Raw genomic sequence first — 24,431 nt, 5'->3', positions numbered from 1 at the left:
ACTCTTGATTTTTAGAGTAAACGATCTAAAAAGAACTAACAGACCGACTACCCTGGGTCAAGCGACACTTGAGACGACCGGGAGGCACGATGGCGGCACGGGGACGACCCCGCGCCTTCGACCGCGCGACGGCGCTGCGGCGCGCGATGGAGACGTTCTGGGAGTTCGGCTACGAGGGCACCCGGCTGACCGACCTCACCGACGCGATGCGGATCAACGCGGCCAGCCTCTACAACACCTTCGGCTCGAAGGAGCGGCTGTTCCACGAGGCGGTCGCGCTCTACGACGACACCACCGGCTCGGCCACCGCCCGCGCCCTGCGCGAGGCACCGACGGCCCGGGAGGCGGTCGAGGCCATGCTCGCCGGGAACCTCGCGACCTTCGCCGACCCGGAGACACCCAGCGGCTGCATGATCGTGCTCGCGGCGACGAACTGCGGCGAGGGAAACCGAGAGGTCGCCGACGGGCTGGCCCACCGGCGCCGACGGACGGTCGCGGATCTCGAAGCCCGCCTGGAACGCGCCGTGACGGACGGCGAGCTACCGGGGACGGCCCCCGTCCGGGACATGGCCGCCTTCTACGCCACGGTCCTGCACGGCCTGTCGATCGAGTCCCGCGACGGGGTCCCGCCGGAGCGGCTGCGCACCACGGTCGACTCGGCGATGGCGATGTGGGACGTGCTGGTGGGCGGACAGCGGCACGGCAGCGGCTGACGGGCGATCAGCGCCCGGCGTCCGGTCGCCGCGCCACGAACACGAACTCCCGGCCCGGCCGGTCGGCGGCGCCCCGCACCTCCTCCGGAGAAAAGCCGTACTCCGTCAGGTCGGCCGCCACCTCGTCGCGTTCCCGGAACCGCAGGGTGGAGTGCGAGTACAGCGTCTCCCCGGACGCCCGGAAGAGATACGAGCCCCGGAAGGTCACCAACTGGCCGTCGACGCCGATCAGATCGATCCAGTTCTCGACCGTGCCGGTGCCGGGGACGTCCGTCACCGTGTGGGTGTGCTCCCGGTCCCACTCCTCCCACGCCCGGCGGGCCGGGTCACGGGTCTCGAACACCAGCCGCCCGCCCGGCCGCAGCGCCTCGAACGCACCGCGCAGGGTCCGCCCCCAGTCCGCCGGGTCGAGCACCGCCTGGGCCGCGTTGCCCGTCATCACGGCGAGATCGGCCGCGAGCGGCGGCACCGCGCCCGCGTCCCCGTGGATCCACCGCACCCGCTCCGCACCGGGCTTGGCCCGCGCCACCTCCAGCGAGGCGAGCGCCGGATCGACCCCGGTCACCTCCAGCCCCCGCCCGGCCAGCAGCAGCGCCAGCACGCCCGTGCCGCACCCGATGTCCAGCACCCGCCGCGCCCCGAACTCCCCCGCCATCGCGAGATAGGGCTCCAGATCGGGCCGCCCCCCTTCGAGCACGTCGTAGAGCGGGGCGAGCCGGGGATCGGAGAACAGCGCGTCGGGCATGGAAGCGACGGTAGGAAGGGGAGGGGGGTCGGGCAAGGGGTTTTCTGGCGGGGGCGGGCGCCCGGCGGGTTCCACCGCACTCCGGCGCCCGCCCCCCCTCGGCGGGTTCGAACGCCCCGAACGCCCCCCTCCTGTCCGATTCCTTCAAGACCCCCGCCCCGCCCCCCGCCTAACGTGGCCCCCATGACCCCCAAGACTCCACGCTTCGACGCCATCGGCCTGATCGTCTCCGACATGGCCGCCGCGGTCGCCTTCTACCGGCGGCTCGGCTTCGCCTTCCCGGACGGTTCGGAGACCGCTCCCCACGCGGAGGCCCCGCTGCCCGGCGGGCTGCGCCTGCTGCTGGACACGGAGGACGGCGTCCGCTCCTTCCACCCCGGCTTCGAGCCGCCCACCGGCTCCCGGCACTCCCTCGCCCTGCTCTGCGACAGCCCGGCCGAGGTGGACCGGGTCTACGAGGAGCTGGTCCAGGCCGGTCACCAGGGCGAGCTGAAGCCCTGGGACGCCCCCTGGGGCCAGCGGTACGCGGTGGTGCACGACCCGGACGGCCACGGCGTGGACCTGTTCGCCCCGCTGGCCCCCGGCACGGACCGACCGCCCCGCTAGCCCGCGAGCAACTCCCCCAGCCGCAGCCCCGTCAGCTCCTTCACCTCCCGCGACAGATGCGCCTGGTCCGCGTACCCCGCGCGGGACGCCGTCTCGGCGTACGGGACGCCCGCCCGGGCCAGGGCCAGGGCCCGCTGGAGGCGCAGGACGCGGGCGAGGGTCTTCGGGCCGTAGCCGAACGCGGCCAGCGAGCGGCGGTGCAGCTGGCGGGCGCCGACGCCGAGCCGGTCGGCGGTGGCGGCGACCGGGGCGCCCGCGTCGAGCGCGGCGACGATCTCCCGCAGCGCCGGATCGGGCGGCGCCCCCCGCGCGGCCCGCTCCAGCGCCAGGTCCTCCAGCGCGGCACCCGGGTCGGGGGCGGCGGCGAGCCGCGCGGAGGCCCGGCGCACCTCGGCGGCGGGCCACAGGTCGGCGAGGGCCACCCGGCGGTCGCGCAGTTCGTGCGCGGGCACCCCGAGCAGGGCGGGCGCGGTGCCGGGGTAGAAGCGCAGGCCGGTCCAGGGGGCGTCGGCGGGGCCGGTGGGGTGGGCCCGGGTGTCGGGGCCCGCGACCAGGAGTTCCCCGGCGTGCCAGAGCAGGTCCATGCAGCCGTCGGGCAGGACCCGGCCGGTGCCGGGGCGGCCGGACGGGGTGTTCGTCCAGAGCACCGCGCCGGTCAGCCGGGAGGTCCGTTCCTGGTACACGTACGCCAGGCTACGCCGCGCGGGAGCGGTGTTCCTGAGGGCTGATCCCGTACACCCGCTTGAAGGCGCTGGACAGGGCGAAGGCGCTGCCGTAGCCGACCTGGCGGGCGATGGCCTCCAGGGTGTCGGCGCTGTCGCGGAGCCGGTCGGCGGCGAGGGCGAGGCGCCAGCCGGTGAGGTAGGTCATCACCGGTTCGCCGACGAGATCGGTGAAGCGGCGGGCGAGGGCGGCGCGGGAGACCCCGGCCTTGGCCGCGAGGGTGGCGACCGTCCAGGGGTGGGCGGGGTCGTCCTGGAGCAGCCGCAGCACCCGGCCGACGACCGGGTCGGACATCGCCCGGTACCAGGCGGGCGCGGCGGCCTCGGGGCGGGAGAACCAGGCGCGCACGGTGTTGATGACCAGCAGGTCGAGGGTCCGGTCGAGGACCACCTCCTGGCCGGGTTCGTCGCGGACGATCTCGTCCATCAGGAACGGGGTGAGCGGGCAGTCGCAGAGGTCGGGGCCGACGGTGAGCAGCGGGGGCAGGGCGTCCAGGAGCCGGGCGCTGACCTCGCCGGGCCAGGGGTAGGTGCCGATCAGCATGACGGTCTCGCCGTCGAGGCCGCTGCCCCAGGTGCGGACGCCGAGGTCCATGGAGCCGTTGAGGGAGGCGCCGTCGGGGTACTGGCACTCGCCGCCGGGCAGGATCCGCACCTGCGGGGCGGTGTCGAGGGCGTCGGAGCAGATGTAGGGGTCGGGGCCGCGGGCGACGGCCACATCGCCGGCGCGCAGCCGTACGGGGTCGCCGCTGTCGGGCCGTACCCAGGCCTCGCCGCGCACCATCAGCATCAGGGTGAGGGGGGCGCGGTCCTCGACCCGGATCGCCCAGGGCGGGTCGAAACAGGCCCGGATCATGAAGGCACCCCGGGCACGGGGGCCTTCCAGCAGACCGGCGAGAGCGTCCATGGCGCCCAGCGTAGACGGACGCTTATGGGAATGAGCCGTTCAGCGATGGGCGGCCGGGCCGCACCGGCGTTGACTGGTTCCCATGACGCAGAACACGCAGAACACACAGAAGACGCAAAGCGCGCGGAAGGCACAGAACGCGCGGAACACGGGGATCGAGACCGTCGTCGTCACCGGGGCGTCCGGCCGCAGCGGGCGCCGGGTCGCGGACGCGGCGCGGGCGGCGGGTCTGACCGTCCGGCCCGCGTCCCGGGCCCAGGGCTTCGACTGGTACGACCGGACGACCTGGGCGGACACCCTGCGGGGCGCGGACGCCGCGTATCTGGTGCACCCGGCGGACGTGGGGGCGCCGGACGCGACCCGCGCGGTCGGACTGCTCGCCCATGAGGCGGTGGCGCTGGGCGTACGGCGGCTGGTGCTGCTGTCGGGGCGGGGTGAGGTGCAGGCCCGGCCGACCGAGGAGGCGCTGCGCGAGTCGGGCGCGGACTGGACGGTGGTCCGGGGCGCGTGGTTCATGCAGAACTTCAGCGAGGGGCAGCTCGCGGACGAGCTGCGGCGCGGGGAGCTGGTCTTCCCGGCGGGCGAGGTGCGCGAGCCGTTCGTGGATCTGCGGGATGTGGCGGAGGTGGTGGTGACGGCGCTGACCTCGGGCGACAGCTATGTCGGGCGGGCGGTCGACCTCTCCGGGGGCCGGCTGCTGTCGTTCGGCGAGGCGGTCGCGGAGATCGCCGCGGCCACCGGCCGGCCGCTGACGTTCCGCTCGGTCCCGGCCCCGGCGTACCAGGAGGCGCTGACCGGTTTCGGTCTTCCGGAGGAGGAGGCCGCGTTCCTGGTGGAGGTGTTCGAGGGGCTCCTGGACGGCCGTAACGCGTATCTCTCGGAGGGGGTGGGGGAGGTTCTGGGCCGTGCGCCGCGCACCTTCGAGGACTTCGTCCGGGAGTCTGCGGCGGAGGGCGTCTGGAAGGGGTGACGGCGGCGGCCCGTCAGTGGTCCCCGTAGTCCCGGTGGTCCCCGTGGTCCCGGTAGTCCCGGTAGCCCCGGTGATCCCAGCGGTCCGGCTGGTCCCCGTCGCCCTGCCGCTGCCCCCCGTGACCCCCGTGCTCTCCGTGCCCCCCATGCCCGCCGTGCTCGCCCTGCTTCCCCGGCGTCCTGGTGGCATGGGTGCGGAAGCGGGACGAGACGTCCTCGGGGGGCAGGAAGCGGGACCAGCGTTCGGGGAACTCCGAGGGCATGTCCGGGTCGTCGGGGTCGTCGGGGTGGGCCGCGCGGGCGGCCTTGGCGCGGGCCACGTACTCCTCGACCTGCGCCTCGCGCAGCCGTTCGTTGGCGGCGCGGGCGGCGGCGGTGGCGGCGGCGGGCCAGACCCGGTCGATGGCCGCGTTCATGGCGGCGCCGACCAGCACGGCGAAGGCGGACACGCCGATCCACAGGAGCACGGCGACGGCGGCGGCCAGGGAGCCGTAGATGGTGGCGCCCTCGACGGTGTTCGCCAGATAGATGCGGAGCAGGAAGCTGCCGAGCACCCACATGCCGAGCGCGACCAGGGCGCCGGGGACGTCCTCGATCCAAGGGGAACGGACCGGGACGGAGACGTGGTAGAGCGTGGTGAGGAAGGCGATCGACAGCAGGATGACCACCGGCCAGTACAGGACCTGGACCAGCGTCGTCGACCAGGGCAGCACCCGCAGGACGGCGTCCGGCCCGGCCACCATCAGCGGCAGCGCGACCGAGCCGACCAGCAGGGCGACCAGGAACAGCAGGAAGGACACCAGCCGGGTCTTGACGATGCCGCGCACCCCGTCGAGGCCGTACATCACGGTGATGGTGTCGATGAAGACGTTCACCGCGCGCGAGCCCGACCAGAGGGCGAACAGGAAGCCTATGGAGATGACGTCGGGGCGTCCGCCGCGCATCACATCGTCCAGGATCGGTTTGGCGATCTCGGTGACGCCCTTGTCGGACAGGACCGTGCGGGACGCCTCCAGCAGATTGGTCTCCAGGCTGGAGATGGTGTCGGTGCCGGTCCAGTCGTCGACGTAGCCGAGCAGGCCGATCATGCTCAGCAGCAGCGGGGGCACGGACAGCAGGGTGAAGAACGCGGCCTCCGCGGCGAGCCCGAGGATGCGGTACTCGATACAGGAGTTGACGGTGTCCTTGACCAGCAGCCACGCGGTCCGGCGCTTGGAGACGTTCCGGTACAGGACACGCGCGCGATGCAGACGGCCGGAGGACGCCGCGGGGGTCGTGGGAGACGTGGGGCCCGGCGTCTGCGTGGGGTCACTTGCTGGCTGCACGACCCAAAGGTATCCGTCTGGCCAGGCATCACTCACCCAGGTGGGGGGCCGGAAGCGGAAGCCGTGTCCCGGGACCGGGCGAATCCCTACCCCACGGTAAGTTCCGGGCCATGCCACGCACCACACACACCGTCGTCAACCAGCCACCTCCGCTCACCGGGTACGACGTCTACTCGGCCGACCGGGCGCTGGTCGAAGCGGTCGAACGCCATCTCGAACATCTTGAACCGGAGTCGCTCGCCGGGATCCGTACCGAGCTGACCACCCTGGGCCGGACCGCCGGATCCGCGCAGGCACAGGAGTGGGGCGCGCAGGCCAACGAGTTCCCGCCGCGGCTGCGCACCCATGACCGCTACGGCCATCGGATCGACGAGGTGGAGTTCCATCCGGCGTGGCACCGGCTGCTGGGCAAGGGCGTCTCCGCGGGCCTGACCTCGTCCTGGACCCGGCCCGGCGGGCACGTCCGGCGGGCGGCGGCGTTCCTGGTGTGGACGCAGGTCGAGGCGGGCCACACCTGCCCGCTGTCGATGACCCACGCGGCGGTGTCCGCGCTGCGCGCCGACGGGGAACTGGCCGCCGAGTGGGAGCCGCGGCTGACCTCGGAGGTGTACGACCGGGGGCTGCGCCCGGCGCGGGAGAAGGCCGGGGTGCTGGTCGGGATGTGTCTGACGGAGAAGCAGGGCGGCACCGATGTGCGCGGGAACACCACCCGGGCGCGTCCGATGGACGGGGCCGGGACCTATGAGCTGACCGGGCACAAGTGGTTCTGCTCGGCGCCGATGTCGGACGCCTTCCTGGTGCTGGCGCAGGCGCCCGAGGGGCCGACGTGCTTTCTGGTGCCGAGGGTGCTGGAGGGCGGGACCCGGAACGTGTTCCTGCTCCAGCGGCTCAAGGACAAGCTGGGCAACCGGTCCAACGCCTCCGCCGAGGTCGAGTTCGACGGCACCTGGGCCCGCCGGGTCGGCCCGGAGGGGCGCGGGGTGGCGACGATGATGCGGATGGTGACGGGGACCCGGCTGGACTGCGCGCTGGGCTCGGCGGCGCAGATGCGGCAGGCGGTGGCGCAGGCGGTGCACCACAGCGCGCACCGCTGGGCGTTCGGCGGGCCGCTGCTGGACCGGCCGCTGATGCGCAATGTGCTGGCGGATCTGGCGCTGGAGTCGGAGGCGGCGACCACGCTGACCCTGCGGCTGGCGGCGGCCTGCGACGACGGGGGCGAGCAGGCGCGGGCGCTGCTGCGTCTGGCGGTGCCGATCGCCAAGTACTGGGTGACCAAGCGGTGTCCGCCATTGGTGGTGGAGGCCGCCGAATGCTTGGGAGGAAACGGTTATGTGGAGGAGTCGGGGCTGCCGCTGCTGGTGCGCGAGTCACCGCTGAACTCGGTGTGGGACGGGGCCGGGAACGTCCAGGCGCTGGATGTGTTGCGGGCGCTGCGCCGGGAACCGGCCGTGCTGGACGCCTATCTGCGCGAGGTGGGCCTCGCGCGGGGCGCGGATCACCGGCTGGACCGGGCGGTGAGGGATCTGCTGGGCGACCTGGCCGATCTGGAGGGCATGGAGGCGCGGGCGCGGCGGCTGACCGAGCGGCTGGCGCTGGTGCTCCAGGGGGCGCTGCTGGTGCGGTTCGCCCCGCCGGCGGTCGCCGACGCGTTTTGCGCCGCGCGGCTGGGCGGTGACGGCGGCTCGTCGTTCGGCACCCTGCCGCACAGTCTGCCGCTGAGGGAGCTGGTGGAGCGGGCGCTGCCGCACTCCTGAGAGACCGGCCCGGCACCCCGGCGGACGGCGCCCGCCTGGGGTTCGCCGGAGATCCGGTCGTAGCGGAGGTGGTGCTGCGCCGACACGGCACCACCCCCGCGACGGTGGCCCGATCAACGGGCCCACGTACGCCCGCAGGGGCGACGTGGCTCAAGTTTCAGCCACCGTGCGGTGGTTCACCAGGGTTGCAGAGGGTTGCAACTTTGAACGCGTGTGTGCGCGGACTGTGCCCGTCCGTTACCGGCGGACGGGCAGTATGGACGGACCGGGGGAACGCGACCGGAAAGCGCGGGTGCCGGCGCTTGACATCCGATGACGGACAGGGCTCTGCGGGGAGGAAACCAGTGGTGAAGGCGCGGGCGCAGGTGAGGCAACTCGCCGCCGTGGACGCGGCGCGCGCGGCCCGGATACTCAGCGAGACGCGCGACGCGCGGCTGGCCGGGCAGCGCTCCCGGGTCGCGGCCCGCCCGGTGATCGAGCAGTCCTGGGGGCGGGTGCTGCGCAGCGGCGTCGACCCCGACCAGCCGGTCCGCGCCGGGCTGCTGAGCGGGGACGAGGTGCTGCGGCGCCGGGAGTCCTCACCGCTGCGCGAGGTGCTGCCGGTGCTGCGCCAGGGTCTGCTGTCGGTCGCGGACGCCGCCCGGCACATCATGGTGGTGGCCGACGAGGAGGGCCGGGTGCTGTGGCGGGAGGGCAGTGCGCCGGTGCTGCGCAGCGCCGATGTGATCGGCTTCGAGCCGGGCGCCGACTGGCGCGAGGACGTGGTGGGCACCAACGGGGTCGGCACGGTGGCGGTGGTCCGGCGCCCGGTGCAGGTCTTCGCCTCCGAGCACTTCGTCGCCACCCACGCCGAGTGGACCTGCGCCGGGGCGCCGATCACCGACCCGCGCGACGGGCGGCTGCTCGGTGTGGTCGACATCAGCGGCCCCCTGGAGACCATGCACCCGGCGACGCTCGCCTGGGTCGACTCGGTGGCCAAGCTGGCGGAGGCCCGGCTGCGCGAGCGGCACTCGGGCGACCTGGACCGGCTGCGGGCGGTGGCGGCGCCGGTGCTGGCCCGGATCGGCGGCCGGGCGGTGGCGGTGGACCGGGACGGCTGGACGGCGGCGGTCACCGGGTTGCCGTACCCCGGCCGGGTCGCGCTGCCCAAGGGGTGCGGTCCGGGGCGGCGGGCCGTGCCGGGGCTCGGGGTGTGCGAGGTGGAGCCGCTGGGCGGCGGCTGGCTGCTGCGGATCGCCGACGAGCCGTCCCTCCAGGACGGTGCCCGGGTGGTGCTGGACCTCAGCCGGACCCGCCGCTGGACGGTCGAGGTGTCCGGCGGCGCGGGCACCTGGCGCCGGGAGCTGAGCCCGCGCCACGCCGAGCTGCTCTACCTTCTGGCGACGCACCGGTCCGGCCGCAGCGCGGCGGGGCTCGCCGAGGAGATGTTCGGCGATCCGGCACGCACGGTGACCGTCCGCGCGGAGGTCTCGCGCGTGCGGCGCTACCTCGGCGGCCTGCTGGAACATCGGCCGTATCGTTTCTGCGAAAGTGCCGAGGTGGAGCTGCTGCTGCCCGCCGACCCCCGCGATCTGCTGCCCGCCTCCACCGCCCCCGCGGTGATCGGCGCACGGCGTTTTACGGCGTCTTCCTCCGCGGACACCGTCACCTGACGTAGCATCCCTACGGGCCACCCCATCTGCTCCTCAGTCAACGTACGGATCATCAGGCGCAGTTGGCCCGGCCTCGGGAGGATCCATGAAGCAACGCGGCAGACACCGTCGGCGCAAGCGGGGCAGGGCACTGCGCGCCACCCTGGCCGGAACCGCGCTGGCGCTCACCGCCACCGCCACCCTGATCAGCGCCTCCCAGGCCACCGGCGGTGACGACCCGGGCCCGCTCAAGCCGCTCGCCGCGCACGCCACCGCCTCCCTGGGCCTCACCGAGGACCCGGTGCCCGGCGCCGCCCTGGACCGGCTCTCCGCCGGACTGGGCGACCCCGTCGGGGTGAGCACCGTCCTGGCCGAACCCGAGGGCGAGCTGCGGGACGCCGAGCGATGTCCGTCCGCCGACCGGGCCGCGCTGCCCGTCGCCCCGGCCGCCACCCGCGCCTACTGCTGGGACCCGGCCGACATCCGGGGCTGGACGCCCGGCGCGGTCACCACCTCCGGCGACGCCGACGACGACGGCCGCTGGGGGCGCCACAAGGTGATCCTCTCCGGCTGGTCCGGCCAGGGCACCGGCCCCACCGCCGATCTCGCCCGGGTCGCCTTCGTCGACGCCGACGCCGAGACCCACCCCGCCTACTCCTGGGCCCTGCTGGTCGTCCCGGTCGACGGGGGCCACGACTACCGGGGCCTGTTCTCCGGAATGACCGGCATGGTCTGGTACGGCGACAAGCTGATGGTCACCACCACCGAGGGCGACGCCGACGCGCTGTACGTCTTCGATCTGGACCGCATCCACCGCACCACGGTCGCCGCGGCGGAGGTCGGCCGGGTCGCCGACGGCTGGTCGGCCGCCGGACAGCGGTTCGTCCTGCCCGCGGTCGCCACCTACCGGGCCACCGGCGGCGGGGTCCAGCCCGACGCCCTCTCGCTGGACCGCAGCACCGCCCCGGACACCCTGGTCGCCGGGGAGTGGGTGCCGACCGGCGCCGAGCGCGGCAGCAGGCTCTGGCGCTATCCGCTGACCCCCGAGGACTCCTTCACGGGCCCGCTGGCCACCGGCGCGGGCGGGCTGGCCGCGCCGGCGGAGGCGTACCGGACCGAGGCCACCGATGTGCGCGGGGTGCTGTCCCACGGGTCGGACTGGTATCTCACCCGCCCCGCCGACGACACCGGCGACAACGGCAGCCTCTGGCGCCAGGACGACGAGGGCGCCAGGGCCGCCGAGTGCGGCGCGGAGGAGCTGCGCGACTGCTGGAGCGGACCGGCGGCACCGCTGTCGTACTGGGAGGAGACGGGCGAGCTGTGGTCCCAGTCGGGCCGTACCCTCTACGCCCTCCCGCTGGCCTCGGTGGACGGCGCGCTGGGCTGACCCGGCCCCGGTCGCGAAAGAGCCGGTGGATGACAGACCCGCCCGCCGGATGATTCCCTGACCGGCATGAGCAACATCGCCGTGACCACCTGGTCCCTGGAGCAGACCGACCGCTCCGACCTGCTGCCCGCCGCCGCGCCCGAGGGTGACGTCCGGATCGTCCGCGCCGAGGTCCCCTCCCCCGAGTTCAGCCGCTACCTCTACGCCTCCGTCGGCCAGGACATCCGCTGGACGGACCGGCTCGGCTGGACGTACGAGCAGTGGCGCGAGCGGCTGGCACGGCCGGGCACGGAGACCTGGGTGGCCTACGACCGGGGGACACCGGCCGGCTATGTGGAACTGGCCGCCGGGGACGACGGGGTCGTGGAGATCGAGTACTTCGGCCTGATCCCGGCCTTCCGGGGCCGCCGGATCGGCGGTCAGCTGCTGTCGTACGGGGCCGCCCGCGCCTGGGACCTGGCCGAGCGGTGGCCGGGAATGGCCGTGACCAAGCGGGTGTGGCTGCATACGTGCAGCAAGGACGGCGAGCACGCGATGGACAACTATCTGCGCCGGGGCTTCACCCTGTTCGACACCAGGGTCGAGGAGGAGCGGGAGGTGGCGACACCCGGCCCCTGGCCTGGTGCGTACCCTGCCTGACCTGCGTCGACAAGCCCCGCCGCGGACCATGTGACCGATCACACCCTTGTCTCACCCTTCGGGACAAGGGTGTCCGCATCGTGGATAATGCTGGACTGTGTCCAGAACGCCGTGCCACGCTTCCGTCATGTCTGGAACTGGAATCGCCTTGGTGAGCCGACGGCACGTCGACCTCGGCCGTATGTCCAGCGCCATCTGTCCGGCGGGCTGACCGCATCAGCACCGCCGCATCCCCGCGTCACCCCTTCCTTTGCGCAAAGTCGCGCAAGCCTGCCGCCATGCGCCCGTAACGCGCAGGTCAGAGCTGCTTTCCGCCGGTCCCGAAGGACGTATTCACCATGGCCGCCACCCCCGAGAAGCCCGCCGCCTCCGCGCCCCGCCGCAAGGTGAGCCGTCACCGCGGCGAGGGCCAGTGGGCCGTCGGACATCACACCCCGCTCAATGGGAACGAGCAGTTCAAGAAGGACGACGACGGTCTCAATGTACGGACACGCATTGAGACGATCTATTCCAAGCGCGGCTTCGACTCCATCGACCCCAACGATCTGCGCGGCCGGATGCGCTGGTGGGGCCTCTACACCCAGCGCAAGCCCGGGATCGACGGCGGCAAGACCGCGATCCTGGAGCCGGAGGAGCTGGACGACGAGTACTTCATGCTGCGGGTCCGGATCGACGGCGGCCGGCTGACCACCCGCCAGCTGCGGGTCATCGGCGAGATCTCGCAGGAGTTCGCGCGCGGCACCGCGGACCTCACCGACCGGCAGAATGTGCAGTACCACTGGATCCGGATCGAGGACGTGCCCGAGATCTGGAACCGGCTGGAGGCCGTGGGCCTGTCCACCACCGAGGCGTGCGGCGACACCCCCCGGGTGATCCTGGGCTCCCCGGTCGCGGGCATCGCCGCCGACGAGATCATCGACGGCACCCCGGCGATCGAGGAGATCCAGCGCCGGGTCATCGGCAACAAGGAATTCTCCAACCTGCCCCGCAAGTTCAAGTCCGCGATCTCCGGCTCCCCGCTGCTGGACGTGGCGCACGAGATCAACGACATCGCCTTCGTCGGGGTCAACCACCCCGAGCACGGCCCCGGTTTCGACCTCTGGGTCGGCGGCGGCCTCTCCACCAACCCCAAGATCGGCGTCCGCCTCGGCGCCTGGGTCCCGCTGGCCGATGTCCCCGAGGTCTACGAGGGCGTCATCTCCATCTTCCGGGACTACGGCTACCGGCGGCTGCGCACCCGCGCCCGGCTGAAGTTCCTGGTCGCCGACTGGGGCCCGGAGAAGTTCCGCCAGGTCCTCCAGGACGAGTACCTGGGGCGCCCCCTGGCCGACGGCCCCGCCCCCGCCCAGCCCGTCGAGCGCTGGCGCGACCATGTCGGCGCCCACCGGCAGAACGACGGCCGCTACTACGTCGGTTTCGCGCCGCGCGTCGGCCGGGTCGACGGCGCCACCCTCACCAAGATCGCCGAACTGGCCGAGGCGCACGGCTCGGGCCGGGTGCGGACCACCGCCGAGCAGAAGATGGTCGTGCTGGACATCGAGGAGGACCAGGTCGCCTCGCTGAGCGAGGCACTGGAGGCGCTGGACCTCACGGTCACCCCCTCCCCGTTCCGGCGCGGCACGATGGCCTGCACCGGCATCGAGTTCTGCAAGCTGGCCATCGTCGAGACCAAGGCGCGCGGCGCCTCGCTGATCGACGAACTGGAGCGGCGGATGCCGGAGTTCGCCGAGCCGGTCACCATCAACATCAACGGCTGCCCCAACGCCTGCGCCCGTATCCAGGTGGCGGACATCGGTCTCAAGGGCCAGCTGATGCTGAACGAGGCGGGCGAGCAGGTCGAGGGCTACCAGGTGCACCTGGGCGGCGCGCTCGGTCTGGAGGCCGGTTTCGGCCGCAAGGTGCGCGGACTGAAGGTCACCTCCGACGAACTGCCCGACTATGTCGAGCGGGTGCTGAAGCGGTTCGAGGCCGAGCGCGAGAACGGCGAGCGCTTCGCGACCTGGGCGGCGCGGGCCTCCGAGGAGGCGCTGTCATGAGCGGCACGCACCGCGGGGGAGGCGCTGTCATGACCCGCGCCGCGAGCCTTTGGGAAGACACCGCGACCACGGCCGGGGGTGTCCGGTGAGCGAGCGTGCCGCGCCCTTCTACTGCCCCTACTGCGGCGACGAAGACCTACGACCCAGCGAGGAAGGTCATGGCGCCTGGGAATGCGCGGCGTGCAGCCGCGCATTCCAGCTGAAGTTCCTCGGACTGCTGTCCCGGGGACTTCGGACCGACACCACGGGAGGGGACGGGATATGACCGCCCTGACACAAGCCCCCACGACCGACGATCTCAAAGCGCTCGCCGAGCGGGCGGGCCGCGATCTGGAGGACGCCTCCGCACTGGAGATCCTCCAGTGGGCGGCCGGTACCTTCGGCAGGCGCTTCTGTGTGACCTCCTCCATGGAGGACGCGGTGGTCGCCCACCTCGCCTCCCGCGCGATGCCCGGGGTGGACGTCGTCTTCCTCGACACCGGCTACCACTTCGAGGAGACCATCGGCACCCGGGACGCCGTGGAGGCCGTGATGGACGTCAAGGTCATCACCCTCACCCCCCGGCAGACGGTCGCCGAGCAGGACGCCGAGTACGGCCCCCGGCTCCATGACCGCGACCCCGATCTGTGCTGCAAGCTCCGCAAGGTGCGCCCGCTGGAAGAGGGGCTGAAGGGCTATCAGGCGTGGGCCACCGGGCTGCGCCGCGACGAGTCCCCGACCCGGGCGAACACCCCGGTCGTCGGCTGGGACGACAAGCGCCAGAAGGTGAAGGTCTCCCCCATCGCCCGCTGGACCCAGGACGATGTGGACGCCTATGTCGCCGAGCACGGCGTGCTGACCAACCCGCTGCTGATGGACGGCTACGCCTCGGTCGGCTGCGCCCCCTGCACCCGCCGGGTACTGGCCGGCGAGGACGCGCGGGCCGGCCGCTGGGCGGGCCGCGGCAAGACCGAGTGCGGACTGCACGGCTGACCATGGCCACGCCTTCACCACCCGCCACGCTTCCGACGAACCAGGAGACCCCCGTGACGACCGGAGCCACCGTATGGCTCACAGGTCTGCCGAGCGCCGGCAAGACCACCATCGCGTACGAGCTGGCCGGGCGGCTGCGCGCCGACGGCCACCGGGTCGAGGTGCTCGACGGCGACGAGATCCGTGAGTTCATCTCCGCGGGCCTCGGCTTCTCCCGCGAGGACCGGCACACCAACGTCCGGCGCATCGGCTACCTGGCCGAACTGCTCGCCCGTAACGGGGTGCTGGCCCTGGTCCCCGTGATCGCGCCCTACGCCGACAGCCGGGAGGCGGTCCGGGGGCGCCACCAGAAGAGCGGGGCCGCCTACATCGAGGTGCATGTGGCGACGCCGGTGGAGGTGTGCAGCGAGCGGGATGTGAAGGGGCTGTACGCCAAGCAGGCCGCCGGTGAACTGACCGGGCTGACCGGGGTGGACGACCCCTACGAGGCGCCCGAGTCGCCGGATCTCCGGATCGAGTCGCAGCACCAGAGTGTCGAGGAGTCCGCGGCATCGGTCTCCGCGCTGCTCAGTGAGAGGGGACTGGTATGACGACCGTGGTCAACCTCACCGAGGAGACCGGCAGTCCGTACGCGCTGTCGCATCTGGACGCGCTGGAGTCCGAGGCGGTGCACATCTTCCGCGAGGTGGCGGGCGAGTTCGAACGGCCGGTGATCCTCTTCTCCGGCGGCAAGGACTCCATCGTCATGCTGCATCTGGCCCTGAAGGCATTCGCCCCGGCCACCGTCCCGTTCTCGTTGTTGCACGTCGACACCGGGCACAACTTCCCCGAGGTCCTGGACTACCGGGACCGGGCGGTCGAGCAGCACGGCCTGCGGCTGCATGTGGCCTCCGTGCAGGACTACATCGACCGGGGCGTCCTGCGCGAGCGCCCCGACGGCACCCGCAACCCGCTCCAGACCGTCCCTCTCACCGAGAAGATCCAGAGCGAGAAGTTCGACGCGGTCTTCGGGGGCGGACGCCGGGACGAGGAGAAGGCACGGGCGAAGGAGCGGGTGTTCTCGCTGCGCGATGAGTTCTCCCAGTGGGATCCGCGTCGGCAGCGCCCCGAGCTGTGGAATCTGTACAACGGCCGTCACGCCCCCGGCGAGCACGTCCGTGTCTTCCCCCTCTCCAACTGGACCGAGCTGGATGTGTGGCAGTACATCGCCCGGGAGGGCATCGAGCTGCCGGAGATCTACTTCGCGCATGAGCGGGAGGTGTTCCGGCGGGCGGGCATGTGGCTGACCGCCGGGGAGTGGGGCGGGCCCAAGGACGGCGAGACCGTCGAGAAGCGGCTCATCCGCTACCGCACGGTCGGTGACATGTCCTGCACGGGCGCGGTCGACTCCGACGCGACCACGCTGGACGCCGTGATCGCGGAGATCACCGCCTCCCGGCTGACCGAGCGGGGCGCGACCCGCGCCGACGACAAGCTGTCCGAGGCCGCGATGGAAGACCGCAAGCGCGAGGGGTACTTCTAGCCATGACCACCACCACATCGGCCCTGTCCGCCGAGGAACTGGCGGCCACCACCCTGCTGCGGTTCGCCACCGCCGGTTCCGTGGACGACGGCAAGTCGACGCTCGTCGGACGGCTGCTGCACGACTCCAAGTCGATCCTCACCGATCAGCTGGAGGCGGTCGAACGGGTCTCCGCGAGCCGGGGCCAGGAGGGGCCCGATCTGGCGCTGCTGACCGACGGGCTGCGCGCCGAGCGCGAGCAGGGCATCACCATCGATGTCGCCTACCGCTACTTCGCCACCCCTCGCCGCCGCTTCATCCTCGCCGACACCCCCGGCCATGTGCAGTACACCCGCAACATGGTCACCGGCGCCTCCACCGCCGAACTGACCGTCGTCCTGGTCGACGCCCGCAACGGAGTGGTCGAGCAGACCCGCCGGCACGCGGCCATCGCCGCCCTCCTCCGGGTCCCGCACGTGGTCCTCGCGGTCAACAAGATGGACCTGGTGCGCTACGAGGAGAAGGTGTTCGCGGCCATCGCGGAGGAGTTCACCGCGTACGCCACCGAGCTGGGGGTCCCCGAGGTCACCGCGATCCCGATCTCCGCGCTGGACGGCGACAACGTGGTGGAGCCGTCCGCGCACATGGACTGGTACGGCGGCCCGACCGTGCTGGAGCATCTGGAGACCGTGCCGGTCAGCCATGATCTGGCGCACTGCCACGCCCGGCTGCCCGTGCAGTACGTGATCCGGCCGCAGACCGCCGAGCACCCCGACTACCGGGGCTACGCCGGGCAGATCGCCGCCGGTTCGTTCCGGGTCGGCGACCCGGTCACCGTGCTGCCGTCCGGGCGGACCACCACGGTCAGCGGTATCGATCTGCTCGGTGAGCCGGTCCGGGTGGCCTGGACCCCGCAGTCGGTGACACTGCTGCTGGCCGACGACATCGACATCTCGCGCGGCGATCTGCTCGTGCCCAGCTCCGATGTCCCCGCCATCAGCCAGGATGTGGAGGCTACCGTCTGCCATGTCGCCGACCAGCCGCTGACCGTCGGGCACCGGGTGCTGCTCAAGCACGGCACCCGGACGGTCAAGGCGATCGTCAAGGACATCCCGTCCCGGCTGACGCTGGACGATCTGTCGCTGCACCCGCACCCGGGGCGGCTCGTCGCCAATGACATCGGCCGGGTCAAGATCCGTACCGCCGAGCCGCTGCCCGCCGACTCCTACGCGGACTCGCGGCGCACCGGCTCCTTCATCCTGATCGACCCCGCCGACGGCACCACGCTCACCGCGGGCATGGTCGGCGAATCGTTCGCCTCCCCCGAGCCGGTGCGGGACGCCGCCGAGGACGACGGGTGGGACTTCTGACATGAGCGGGACCCGAAAAGACCGGATCGAGACGGGCGGGGGCGGCAGCTGAGATGACGTCGACCGATTTCTTCTCCACGTTCGCGAAAGAGGGTGGCCGCGTCGGCAGCGGCACCCTCGGCAGCGGACAGGGCGGAGTGGCGCGATGTGCGTGAACCGCGTGACCTCCGCGATGCCCTGTCCGACGACCACCGCACTGCGCCACGCGCCTCGCGCACGGCGAAAACCAGCCGACCTCCCGGCCACGCCCTGACAGGGCCGTGACCGCCGGGCCACCGAGAGGAACACCTCCCGTGCCTGCCAGAATCTCCCTCCGCCGCTCCCTCGCGGCGATAGCCGCGCTTCCCCTGCTCACCCTCGCCGCCTGCGGCTATGGCTCCGAGTCCACGGACAATGACACCACCGAGGTCGCGGCCGGGGCGGAGAAGATCGACGGTCTGGACTCGGTCCGGATCGGGTACTTCGGCAATCTGACCCACGCGACCGCGCTCGTCGGCCGCGAACAGGGCATCTTCCAGGACGAACTGGGCGCCACCAAGCCCGAGTACGCCACCTTCAACGCGGGCCCCTCGGAGATCGAGGCGCTGAACTCGGGCTCCATCGACATCGGCTGGATCGGCCCCTCCCCCGCCATCAACGGCTACACCCAGTCCGGCGGAAAGAACCTGCGGATCATCAGCGGTTCGGCGTCCGGCGGGGTGAAGCTGGTGGTCAACCCGGACAAGATCAAGACCCTGGACGACATCAAGGGCAAGAAGATCGCCACCCCGCAGCTCGGCAACACCCAGGACATCGCCTTCCTCAACTGGATCAAGGAACAGGGCTGGAAGGTCGACGCGGAGTCCGGCAAGGGCGATGTCTCGGTGGTCCGCACCGAGAACAGCGTGGCCCCCGACGCCTACAAGTCCGGTTCCATCGACGGTGCCTGGGTGCCGGAGCCGACCGCGTCGAAGCTGGTCGCCGAGGGCGCGAAGGTGCTGCTGGACGAGGCGAGCCTGTGGCCGGACGAGAAGTTCGTGATCACCAACATCATCGTGTCGCAGAAGTTCCTCACCGAGCACCCGGCGGCGGTGGAGGCCGTGCTGCGGGCCGCGGTGAAGACCAACACCTGGATCAACGCCAACCCGGACAAGGCGAAGGCGTCCGCGAACGCGCAGCTGGAGGCCGACACCGGCAAGCCGCTGCCCGCCGAGGTGCTCGACCCGGCGTGGGAGTCCATCCAGATCACCAATGACCCGCTGGCCAGCACCCTGAACACCCAGGCGGACCACGCGGTCCAGGCCGGTCTGCTGGAGGAGCCCGACCTGGTCGGGATCTACGACCTCACGCTGCTGAACAAGGTCCTCGCCGCGGAGGGCGAGGCCACGGTGGAGGACGCCGGGCTCGGCGTCTCTTCGTAAGCCCCGATGACATCCCAGGAGGTGACGACCATGGTGACGACGACCCTTGCCAAGGCCGCCGATGCCGGCACGGCGGCGGAGCACGCCGCCCGTATCGATCATGTCTCGAAGTCCTTCGCAGGCCCCGCCGGGCAGCAGCTCGTCCTGGACGACATCACGCTCGATGTCGCCCCGGGTGAGTTCGTCACCCTCCTGGGAGCCTCGGGCTGCGGCAAGTCCACCCTGCTGAACCTGGTGGCGGGCCTGGACCGGCCCAGCGCCGGGGCCATCAGCACGGACGGCCGGCCGGCGCTGATGTTCCAGGAGCACGCGCTGTTCCCCTGGCTGACAGCCGGCAAGAACATCGAACTGGCGCTGAAGCTCGGCGGGGTGGCCAAGCCGCTGCGCCGCGAGCGCGCCGAGCAACTGCTGGAGCTGGTCCGGCTCCAGGGGGCGTACGGCAAGCGGGTGCACGAGCTGTCCGGCGGGATGCGCCAGCGGGTGGCCCTGGCCCGCTCGCTCGCCCAGGACAGCAGGCTGCTGCTGATGGACGAGCCGTTCGCCGCGCTCGACGCCATCACCCGGGACGTGCTGCACGACGAGCTGACCCGGATCTGGAGCGAGACGGGTGTCTCGGTGCTGTTCGTGACGCACAACGTGCGCGAGGCGGTGCGGCTCGCCCAGCGGGTGGTGCTGCTGTCGTCGCGGCCGGGCCGGATCGCCCGCGAATGGACCGTGGACATTCCGCAGCCGCGCCGCATCGAGGACGCGGATGTCGCGGAGCTGTCCCGGGAGATCACCGAAGAACTGCGTGGGGAGATCCGCCGTCATGGCCAGCACTGACACCTCCGTCGCCAAGGACGGCCAGGAACGCCAGGATCTGGCCAGTGTCGAGGCGGGGCTCGACGCCCTCGACACGGTCCAGACGGGCCGCACCCCGTGGCGCACCACGCTGGTGCAGAAGGTGCTGCCGCCGATCATCGCCATCGTGCTGGTGGTGGCGGTGTGGCAGGCGCTGATCACCTTCGACGTGGTCGACGACCCGAGCAAGCTGCCCTCGCCCGGGTCGGTGTGGAGCGAGGTCGAGAGCGCCTGGCTCAAGGGCGATCTCATCGGCTACATCTGGACGAGTGTCTCGCGCGGTCTGCTCGGCTTCCTGCTGGCGCTCGCCATCGGCACCCCGCTCGGGCTGCTGGTGGCGCGGGTCCGGTTCGTGCGCGCCGCGATCGGCCCGATCCTGTCCGGCCTCCAGTCCCTGCCGTCGGTGGCCTGGGTCCCGCCGGCCGTGATCTGGCTGGGCCTGAACAACCAGATGATGTACGCGGTCATCCTGCTCGGCGCGGTGCCGTCCATCGCCAACGGGCTGGTGTCGGGCGTGAACCAGGTGCCGCCGCTGTTCCTGCGGGCCGGGCGCACGATGGGCGCGACCGGGCTGAAGGGCACCTGGCACATCGTGATGCCGGCCGCGCTGCCGGGCTATCTGGCCGGTCTGAAGCAGGGCTGGGCGTTCTCCTGGCGGTCGCTGATGGCCGCCGAGATCATCGCGTCCTCGCCGGATCTCGGCGTCGGACTCGGCCAGTTGCTGGAGAACGGGCGCAACACCAGCTCCATGTCCATGGTGTTCCTGGCGATCCTGCTGATCCTGACCGTCGGTATCGCCATCGATCTGCTGATCTTCAGTCCGCTGGAGCGGCGGGTGCTGCGCAGTCGCGGGCTGCTGGTGAAGAGCTGACCGCGATGTTCCACCGGAGCCAGGAGCCCGTTCTCGTCGTCGTCGCCCACGGCAGCCGTGACCCACGGCACGCCGCGACCGTGCACGCCCTGGTGGCGCGCGTCCGGTCGCTGCGGCCGGGGCTGCGGGTGGAGACCGGGTTCCTGGACTTCAACCTCCCCTCCGTCCCGGCGGTGCTGGCCTCCCTGGCGGCGGAGGGCGTGGACGATGTCATCGCCCTGCCGCTGCTGCTGACCCGGGCGTTCCACGCCAAGGCGGACATCCCGGCGGTGCTGCGGGAGGCTCCGCCGGGGATGCGGGTACGGCAGGCGGCGGTCCTGGGCCCGTCCCCGCTGCTGGTCGCGGGCCTGGAACGACGGCTGTACGAGGCCGGGTTGACCGACGGCGACCGGTCCTCGACGGGGGTGGTGCTGGCGTCGGCGGGGTCGACGGATCCCGAGGCCATCGCGGTGATCGGGCGGCTGGCGCGGGAGTGGCGGCGACGTGGGGGGTGGCGGGCGGTGACGCCCGCGTACGCGTCGGCGCGGCTGCCTCGGACCGAGGACGCGGTGCGGGAGTTGTTCTCGGCGGGGTGCGAGCGGGTGGTGGTGGCGCCGTATGTGCTGGCGCCGGGGTTCTTGCCGGACCGGATCGCCCGGGGGGCGGGGGTCGCGGGGGCGGATGTGGTGGGTGAGGTGTTGGGGGATGGGGTGGAGGTGGCTCGGGTGGTGCTTCAGCGGTTCGAGGAGGCTCGGGCTTCTGTGGGGGCGGTGGCGGTGGGGGCGTGACGGTGGTGGGGCCGGTGCGGGTGAGTGGGGGCTGAGCGCGCAGTTCTCCCCCAGAGGGGGTACCCCCAGCGCCCCTGAAAGCCTCACCGGTCAGGGCGTTGCTGTCAGTTCGACGAGTTTGACGACCGTGTTCCAGTTGCGCGTTGTTGCCGTCAGGCCCTTGGTGTGGCGGGGTTTGGACAAGGTCTCGGCGAGTTTGGAGCGGCCCAGGCCCTCGGGGGCGTAGAGGTAGAGCGCGCGGTCGCCGAGGGTGAACTCCTCGGGGAGGAACGCCGTCCGGTCGACGCCGGTGAAGCGGGAGTCGTCCACCGGGGCCGAGAAATAGGTGACATGGAGCTGCCGGGGCTCCAGTTCGGCGGCCGGGTAGGGGCAGGCGTCGGCGACGGCCTGGAGGTAGGTGTGGTCGCGGACCAGCAGGTCGACCCGGAATCCGAAGCGCTGCTCCACCGCCTCGGCGAGTTCGGCCGCGAGGGTGTCCTCGTCCCCGTGGGACGCGGTGAAGACGGCCTGGCCGCTCTGGAGATAGGTGCGGACCCCGAGATGGCCGAGGCCCTCCATCAGGGTGCGCAGTTCGGCCATCGGGAGCTTGCGGCTGCCGCCGACGTTGATGCCGCGCAGCAGGGCCGCGTAGGTCGTCGTCCGGGTCGTCATCGGGTCACTGTATGCGGCCGTCGTGCCCCGTGGGGGTGGGCACGACGGCCGCTGTGTACGGCGAAACTCTCGCCGAAGGACGGGCGTCGGATCAACCTCTGCGGCCGGCTGTGACTTGTTCAACAAGCCTGGGTAATGGCATTTGTAAGGACATCGGGGGCGTTCGGACCCTGAGCGGTGTCCCGGAGAAGGGGCGATAGGTGTAAGGGGCCGATGTCCTCCCGGGAGGGGACGGAACGGGGGCCGAGGGGATGATCCCGGCCGGTTTCCTTTCACCGGACAGTACGACGAGATGGTTTTATCCCGCCCATACCTTCGATGCGGAGGGTGGTTGCAGCAGGCGGCCACCGTGCGCGAGGGGGCGGCCCGTCATGGGGAACGGACACAGAAGAGTGCGGGGCATCGCCGCGCGGGCCGGCGGCTGGAGTGCCCGGCACCGATGGGCGGCCGTCGGGATCTGGGTGCTGTTCGTGGCGCTGGCGCTGGGGCTCGGCCGTGCGGCCGGCACGGTCGAGGTGAAGGACAGCGAGCAGCTCAAGGGGGAGACGCAGACCGCGGCGAGGATCATCGAGGACGCCGGGATCGAGGAGCCGGCCGGTGAGTCGGTGCTGATCCAGTCGCGGGACGGCTCGCTGAAGGCCACCGACGAGGCGTTCCGCGCGGCGGTCGACGCGGTGACCGCCGCGGTCGACGCGACCGGCGAGGTCACCGGGATCTCCTCCCCCTACGACACCGGGACCGTCTCCGAGGACGGGCGCAGCGCGCTGGTGCAGTTCGATATGCGCGGCGATTCCGACACCGCGGGCGAGCGGGTGCAGCCGGTGCTGGACGCGGTCGGGAAGGTCCAGTCGGAGCATGGGTCGCTGCGGATCGAGGAGATCGGCGGCGCCAGCATGATGAAGACGTTCGACGACGCGTTCGGCGACGACTTCAAGCAGGCCGAGTACTCGGCGGTGCCGGTGGCGCTCGGCATTCTGCTGATCGCGTTCGGCGCGCTGGTCGCGGCCCTGGTGCCGGTGCTGCTGGCGATCACCGCGATCATGGCGACGATGGGCCTGATGGGGCTCGTCAGCCATCTGATGCCGATGAGCGACACCGCCAACTCCGTGATGCTGCTGGTCGGTCTGGCGGTCGGGGTCGACTACTGCCTGTTCTATCTGCGCCGGGAGCGCGAGGAGCGGCAGGCCGGGCGGGATGCTCGGCGGGCGCTGGAGATCGCCGCCGCGACCAGTGGCCGGGCGATCGTGGTGTCCGGGGTGACGGTGTGTGTGGCGATGGCGGGGATGCTGTTCACCGGGATCGCCGAGTTCGAGGCGATGGGGCTGGCCTCGCTGATCGTGGTGGCGGTCGCGATGGTCGGTTCGGTGACCGTGCTGCCCGCGGTGCTGTCGCTGCTGGGCGAGCGGGTGGAGAAGGGGCGGGTGCCGTTCCTGCGGCGCCGCAGCACGGCGGGCAACAGCGGCAGCCGGTTCTGGAGCGCGGTCCTCAAGGGCGTCCTGGCCCGGCCGGTGGTGTCGGTGGTGGTGGCGGTGGGCGCGCTGCTGGCGGTGGCGGCGCCCGCGGTGGGGATGAAGACCCAGGAACTCACCCTGGACCAGGAGTTCGGCGACTCACTGCCGATCGTCCAGACCTACGAGCGGGTCAACGAAGCCTTCCCGGGCGGGTCCGAGCCCGCCGAGGTGGTCGTCAGGGCCGCCGACATCAACGCCCCCGAGGTGCGGTCGGCACTCGCCGAGTTCCGGGAGCGGGCGGTGAGTTCGGGTGCCTCGCGCGGCCCGGTCGAGATCAAGGTGCACGACGAACACAACATCGCCTTCGTCTATGTCCCGCTGGTCGGCGGCTCCGATCTGGACGAGGCGGGCGCCAGCCTGGACATCCTGCGCGACGAGGTACGGCCCGCGACGCTCGGCCAGGTCGACGGGGTCGAGGCGCCGGTCACCGGTCAGGTCGCCGGGTCGAAGGACTTCAGTGAGCAGTTGCTCGGGTCGGTTGTTCCGGTGTTCGTCTTCGTGATCGTGTTCGCGTTCGTCCTGATGCTGCTCTCGTTCCGCTCCCTGACCGTCGCGCTCACCTCGATCGTGCTGAACCTGCTGTCGGTGGGTGCCGCCTACGGCATCCTGGTCGCCGTCTTCCAGCACGGCTGGGGCGCGTCCCTGGTGGGCGCGGAGGGGGTCGGCGCGATCGTCAGCTGGCTGCCGCTGTTCCTGTTCGTGATCCTGTTCGGGCTGTCGATGGACTATCACGTGTTCGTGGTGTCCCGGATCCGCGAGGCACGGCTGCGGGGGCGGACGACCAAGGACGCGATCACCCATGGGGTCGTCACCACGGCCGGGGTGGTGACCAGCGCCGCGGTCATCATGGTCGCCGTGTTCGCCATCTTCGGCACGCTGTCCATGCAGTCGATGAAGCAGATGGGCGTGGGCCTGGCGGCGGCGGTCCTGATCGACGCGACCGTCATCCGGGGTGTCCTGCTCCCGGCGGTGATGGCCCTGCTCGGCGAGCGCAACTGGTACTTCCCGAAGTGGCTGCGCCGCCTCCCGGACCTCACCCATGACGAGACCCCGGAGGAGCCGGCGGGCGACCACCCGGCACGCGAGGAGGGCCAGCCGGTCGGGGTGTAGCGAC

Annotated in this window: 24 protein-coding genes; 19 read left to right on the top strand and 5 right to left on the bottom strand. The window is 72.0% G+C overall.

Annotation, left to right across the window (positions count from 1 at the left end; all coding sequences use genetic code 11):
• The first annotated feature begins 89 nt into the window (after positions 1-89).
• The gene (locus tag ABZX40_RS18955) at positions 90-713 is read left to right on the top strand and encodes a TetR/AcrR family transcriptional regulator (RefSeq protein ID WP_355739894.1); all 624 of its coding nucleotides are present in this window, start codon (positions 90-92) and stop codon (positions 711-713) included.
• Positions 714-720: 7 nt separating this feature from the next.
• Here ABZX40_RS18955 and ABZX40_RS18950 read toward each other — a convergent pair whose 3' ends face one another.
• Complete coding sequence (locus ABZX40_RS18950; RefSeq protein WP_355739896.1) at positions 721-1,458, bottom strand: class I SAM-dependent methyltransferase; 738 nt, start codon at positions 1,456-1,458, stop codon at positions 721-723.
• A gap of 183 nt (positions 1,459-1,641) precedes the next feature.
• On the opposite strand from ABZX40_RS18950, the gene ABZX40_RS18945 reads away from it, so the two are divergent.
• Positions 1,642-2,064, top strand: coding sequence for a VOC family protein (locus tag ABZX40_RS18945; protein ID WP_355739899.1), 423 nt, complete (start codon positions 1,642-1,644; stop codon positions 2,062-2,064).
• Here ABZX40_RS18945 and ABZX40_RS18940 read toward each other — a convergent pair.
• On the bottom strand, positions 2,061-2,747 hold the full coding sequence (locus tag ABZX40_RS18940; RefSeq protein WP_355739901.1) for a helix-turn-helix transcriptional regulator: 687 nt from the start codon (positions 2,745-2,747) through the stop codon (positions 2,061-2,063). The two genes, ABZX40_RS18945 and ABZX40_RS18940, sit on opposite strands and share 4 nt — an antisense overlap.
• A gap of 10 nt (positions 2,748-2,757) precedes the next feature.
• Positions 2,758-3,693 carry an AraC family transcriptional regulator gene (locus tag ABZX40_RS18935; RefSeq protein WP_355739903.1) on the bottom strand — a complete coding sequence of 312 codons (936 nt, stop codon included), beginning with the start codon at positions 3,691-3,693 and terminating at the stop codon, positions 2,758-2,760.
• 82 nt (positions 3,694-3,775) lie between these two features.
• Here ABZX40_RS18935 and ABZX40_RS18930 point away from each other — a divergent pair, with 82 nt between their 5' ends.
• A complete protein-coding gene (locus ABZX40_RS18930) occupies positions 3,776-4,663 on the top strand; it encodes an NmrA family transcriptional regulator (RefSeq protein WP_355739906.1) in 888 nt (295 codons plus the stop codon).
• Positions 4,664-4,676: 13 nt separating this feature from the next.
• On the opposite strand, the gene ABZX40_RS18925 is transcribed toward ABZX40_RS18930, so the two are convergent.
• Complete coding sequence (locus tag ABZX40_RS18925) at positions 4,677-5,912, bottom strand: YihY/virulence factor BrkB family protein (RefSeq protein ID WP_355740092.1); 1,236 nt, start codon at positions 5,910-5,912, stop codon at positions 4,677-4,679.
• 185 nt (positions 5,913-6,097) lie between these two features.
• Here ABZX40_RS18925 and ABZX40_RS18920 point away from each other — a divergent pair, with 185 nt between their 5' ends.
• The 15 genes from ABZX40_RS18920 to ABZX40_RS18850 all read left to right on the top strand — a co-directional run bounded on the left by ABZX40_RS18920 (position 6,098) and on the right by ABZX40_RS18850 (position 21,155).
• On the top strand, positions 6,098-7,741 hold the full coding sequence (locus ABZX40_RS18920; RefSeq protein ID WP_355739908.1) for an acyl-CoA dehydrogenase family protein: 1,644 nt from the start codon (positions 6,098-6,100) through the stop codon (positions 7,739-7,741).
• A gap of 347 nt (positions 7,742-8,088) precedes the next feature.
• Positions 8,089-9,393 carry a GAF domain-containing protein gene (locus ABZX40_RS18915; RefSeq protein WP_355739911.1) on the top strand — a complete coding sequence of 435 codons (1,305 nt, stop codon included), beginning with the start codon at positions 8,089-8,091 and terminating at the stop codon, positions 9,391-9,393.
• An 85-nt stretch (positions 9,394-9,478) separates the two neighbouring features.
• Complete coding sequence (locus ABZX40_RS18910) at positions 9,479-10,759, top strand: hypothetical protein (protein WP_355739913.1); 1,281 nt, start codon at positions 9,479-9,481, stop codon at positions 10,757-10,759.
• A 66-nt stretch (positions 10,760-10,825) separates the two neighbouring features.
• Positions 10,826-11,398 (top strand): GNAT family N-acetyltransferase, encoded by a 573-nt coding sequence (locus ABZX40_RS18905; protein ID WP_355739915.1) that lies wholly within the window; start codon positions 10,826-10,828, stop codon positions 11,396-11,398.
• 127 nt (positions 11,399-11,525) lie between these two features.
• A complete protein-coding gene (locus ABZX40_RS18900; RefSeq protein WP_309500612.1) occupies positions 11,526-11,609 on the top strand; it encodes a putative leader peptide in 84 nt (27 codons plus the stop codon).
• A gap of 127 nt (positions 11,610-11,736) precedes the next feature.
• Positions 11,737-13,434 carry a nitrite/sulfite reductase gene (locus ABZX40_RS18895; RefSeq protein WP_355739918.1) on the top strand — a complete coding sequence of 566 codons (1,698 nt, stop codon included), beginning with the start codon at positions 11,737-11,739 and terminating at the stop codon, positions 13,432-13,434.
• Between the two features lie 85 nt (positions 13,435-13,519).
• Positions 13,520-13,699 carry a hypothetical protein gene (locus tag ABZX40_RS18890; RefSeq protein WP_355739920.1) on the top strand — a complete coding sequence of 60 codons (180 nt, stop codon included), beginning with the start codon at positions 13,520-13,522 and terminating at the stop codon, positions 13,697-13,699.
• Complete coding sequence (locus ABZX40_RS18885) at positions 13,696-14,406, top strand: phosphoadenylyl-sulfate reductase (RefSeq protein ID WP_355739923.1); 711 nt, start codon at positions 13,696-13,698, stop codon at positions 14,404-14,406. The genes ABZX40_RS18890 and ABZX40_RS18885 overlap by 4 nt, the downstream gene beginning before the upstream one ends.
• A 53-nt stretch (positions 14,407-14,459) precedes the next feature.
• A complete protein-coding gene (cysC, locus tag ABZX40_RS18880; protein WP_355739925.1) occupies positions 14,460-14,996 on the top strand; it encodes an adenylyl-sulfate kinase in 537 nt (178 codons plus the stop codon).
• On the top strand, positions 14,993-15,928 hold the full coding sequence (cysD, locus tag ABZX40_RS18875; protein ID WP_355739928.1) for a sulfate adenylyltransferase subunit CysD: 936 nt from the start codon (positions 14,993-14,995) through the stop codon (positions 15,926-15,928). The genes cysC and cysD overlap by 4 nt, the downstream gene beginning before the upstream one ends.
• A gap of 2 nt (positions 15,929-15,930) precedes the next feature.
• Positions 15,931-17,277, top strand: a complete 1,347-nt coding sequence (locus ABZX40_RS18870; RefSeq protein ID WP_355739931.1) for a GTP-binding protein — start codon at positions 15,931-15,933, stop codon at positions 17,275-17,277.
• A gap of 293 nt (positions 17,278-17,570) precedes the next feature.
• On the top strand, positions 17,571-18,677 hold the full coding sequence (locus tag ABZX40_RS18865; protein WP_355739934.1) for an aliphatic sulfonate ABC transporter substrate-binding protein: 1,107 nt from the start codon (positions 17,571-17,573) through the stop codon (positions 18,675-18,677).
• A 30-nt stretch (positions 18,678-18,707) separates the two neighbouring features.
• Positions 18,708-19,499 (top strand): ABC transporter ATP-binding protein, encoded by a 792-nt coding sequence (locus ABZX40_RS18860; RefSeq protein ID WP_355739937.1) that lies wholly within the window; start codon positions 18,708-18,710, stop codon positions 19,497-19,499.
• Positions 19,486-20,388, top strand: coding sequence for an ABC transporter permease (locus ABZX40_RS18855; RefSeq protein ID WP_355739940.1), 903 nt, complete (start codon positions 19,486-19,488; stop codon positions 20,386-20,388). Before ABZX40_RS18860 ends, ABZX40_RS18855 begins: the two co-directional genes overlap by 14 nt.
• A gap of 5 nt (positions 20,389-20,393) precedes the next feature.
• A complete protein-coding gene (locus tag ABZX40_RS18850; protein WP_355739943.1) occupies positions 20,394-21,155 on the top strand; it encodes a sirohydrochlorin chelatase in 762 nt (253 codons plus the stop codon).
• A gap of 90 nt (positions 21,156-21,245) precedes the next feature.
• Here ABZX40_RS18850 and ABZX40_RS18845 read toward each other — a convergent pair whose 3' ends face one another.
• Complete coding sequence (locus ABZX40_RS18845) at positions 21,246-21,806, bottom strand: DUF1697 domain-containing protein (protein ID WP_355739946.1); 561 nt, start codon at positions 21,804-21,806, stop codon at positions 21,246-21,248.
• 371 nt (positions 21,807-22,177) lie between these two features.
• Between ABZX40_RS18845 and ABZX40_RS18840 the strand changes: the two genes are divergently transcribed.
• Positions 22,178-24,427, top strand: coding sequence for an MMPL family transporter (locus tag ABZX40_RS18840; RefSeq protein ID WP_355739949.1), 2,250 nt, complete (start codon positions 22,178-22,180; stop codon positions 24,425-24,427).
• Positions 24,428-24,431: the final 4 nt, after the last annotated feature.

This window comes from Streptomyces sp. NPDC004610 (assembly GCF_040609715.1).
Classification (GTDB): domain Bacteria; phylum Actinomycetota; class Actinomycetes; order Streptomycetales; family Streptomycetaceae; genus Streptomyces.
Note: the sequence above shows the minus strand (reverse complement) of the source record. Positions and strands in the feature narration are given on the sequence as shown.

What these genes read in the sequence shown, in the direction of transcription:
- ABZX40_RS18885 (WP_355739923.1), top strand. Translation starts at nt 13,696, where the DNA reads ATGACCGCCCTGACACAAGCCCCCACGACCGACGATCTCAAAGCGCTC.
- ABZX40_RS18845 (WP_355739946.1), bottom strand. Translation starts at nt 21,806, where the DNA reads ATGACGACCCGGACGACGACCTACGCGGCCCTGCTGCGCGGCATCAAC.
- ABZX40_RS18855 (WP_355739940.1), top strand. Translation starts at nt 19,486, where the DNA reads ATGGCCAGCACTGACACCTCCGTCGCCAAGGACGGCCAGGAACGCCAG.
- ABZX40_RS18860 (WP_355739937.1), top strand. Translation starts at nt 18,708, where the DNA reads ATGGTGACGACGACCCTTGCCAAGGCCGCCGATGCCGGCACGGCGGCG.
- ABZX40_RS18955 (WP_355739894.1), top strand. Translation starts at nt 90, where the DNA reads ATGGCGGCACGGGGACGACCCCGCGCCTTCGACCGCGCGACGGCGCTG.
- ABZX40_RS18840 (WP_355739949.1), top strand. Translation starts at nt 22,178, where the DNA reads ATGGGGAACGGACACAGAAGAGTGCGGGGCATCGCCGCGCGGGCCGGC.
- ABZX40_RS18900 (WP_309500612.1), top strand. Translation starts at nt 11,526, where the DNA reads ATGTCTGGAACTGGAATCGCCTTGGTGAGCCGACGGCACGTCGACCTC.
- ABZX40_RS18945 (WP_355739899.1), top strand. Translation starts at nt 1,642, where the DNA reads ATGACCCCCAAGACTCCACGCTTCGACGCCATCGGCCTGATCGTCTCC.
- ABZX40_RS18930 (WP_355739906.1), top strand. Translation starts at nt 3,776, where the DNA reads ATGACGCAGAACACGCAGAACACACAGAAGACGCAAAGCGCGCGGAAG.
- ABZX40_RS18910 (WP_355739913.1), top strand. Translation starts at nt 9,479, where the DNA reads ATGAAGCAACGCGGCAGACACCGTCGGCGCAAGCGGGGCAGGGCACTG.
- ABZX40_RS18935 (WP_355739903.1), bottom strand. Translation starts at nt 3,693, where the DNA reads ATGGACGCTCTCGCCGGTCTGCTGGAAGGCCCCCGTGCCCGGGGTGCC.
- ABZX40_RS18870 (WP_355739931.1), top strand. Translation starts at nt 15,931, where the DNA reads ATGACCACCACCACATCGGCCCTGTCCGCCGAGGAACTGGCGGCCACC.
- ABZX40_RS18905 (WP_355739915.1), top strand. Translation starts at nt 10,826, where the DNA reads ATGAGCAACATCGCCGTGACCACCTGGTCCCTGGAGCAGACCGACCGC.
- ABZX40_RS18895 (WP_355739918.1), top strand. Translation starts at nt 11,737, where the DNA reads ATGGCCGCCACCCCCGAGAAGCCCGCCGCCTCCGCGCCCCGCCGCAAG.
- ABZX40_RS18950 (WP_355739896.1), bottom strand. Translation starts at nt 1,458, where the DNA reads ATGCCCGACGCGCTGTTCTCCGATCCCCGGCTCGCCCCGCTCTACGAC.
- ABZX40_RS18850 (WP_355739943.1), top strand. Translation starts at nt 20,394, where the DNA reads ATGTTCCACCGGAGCCAGGAGCCCGTTCTCGTCGTCGTCGCCCACGGC.
- cysD (WP_355739928.1), top strand. Translation starts at nt 14,993, where the DNA reads ATGACGACCGTGGTCAACCTCACCGAGGAGACCGGCAGTCCGTACGCG.
- ABZX40_RS18920 (WP_355739908.1), top strand. Translation starts at nt 6,098, where the DNA reads ATGCCACGCACCACACACACCGTCGTCAACCAGCCACCTCCGCTCACC.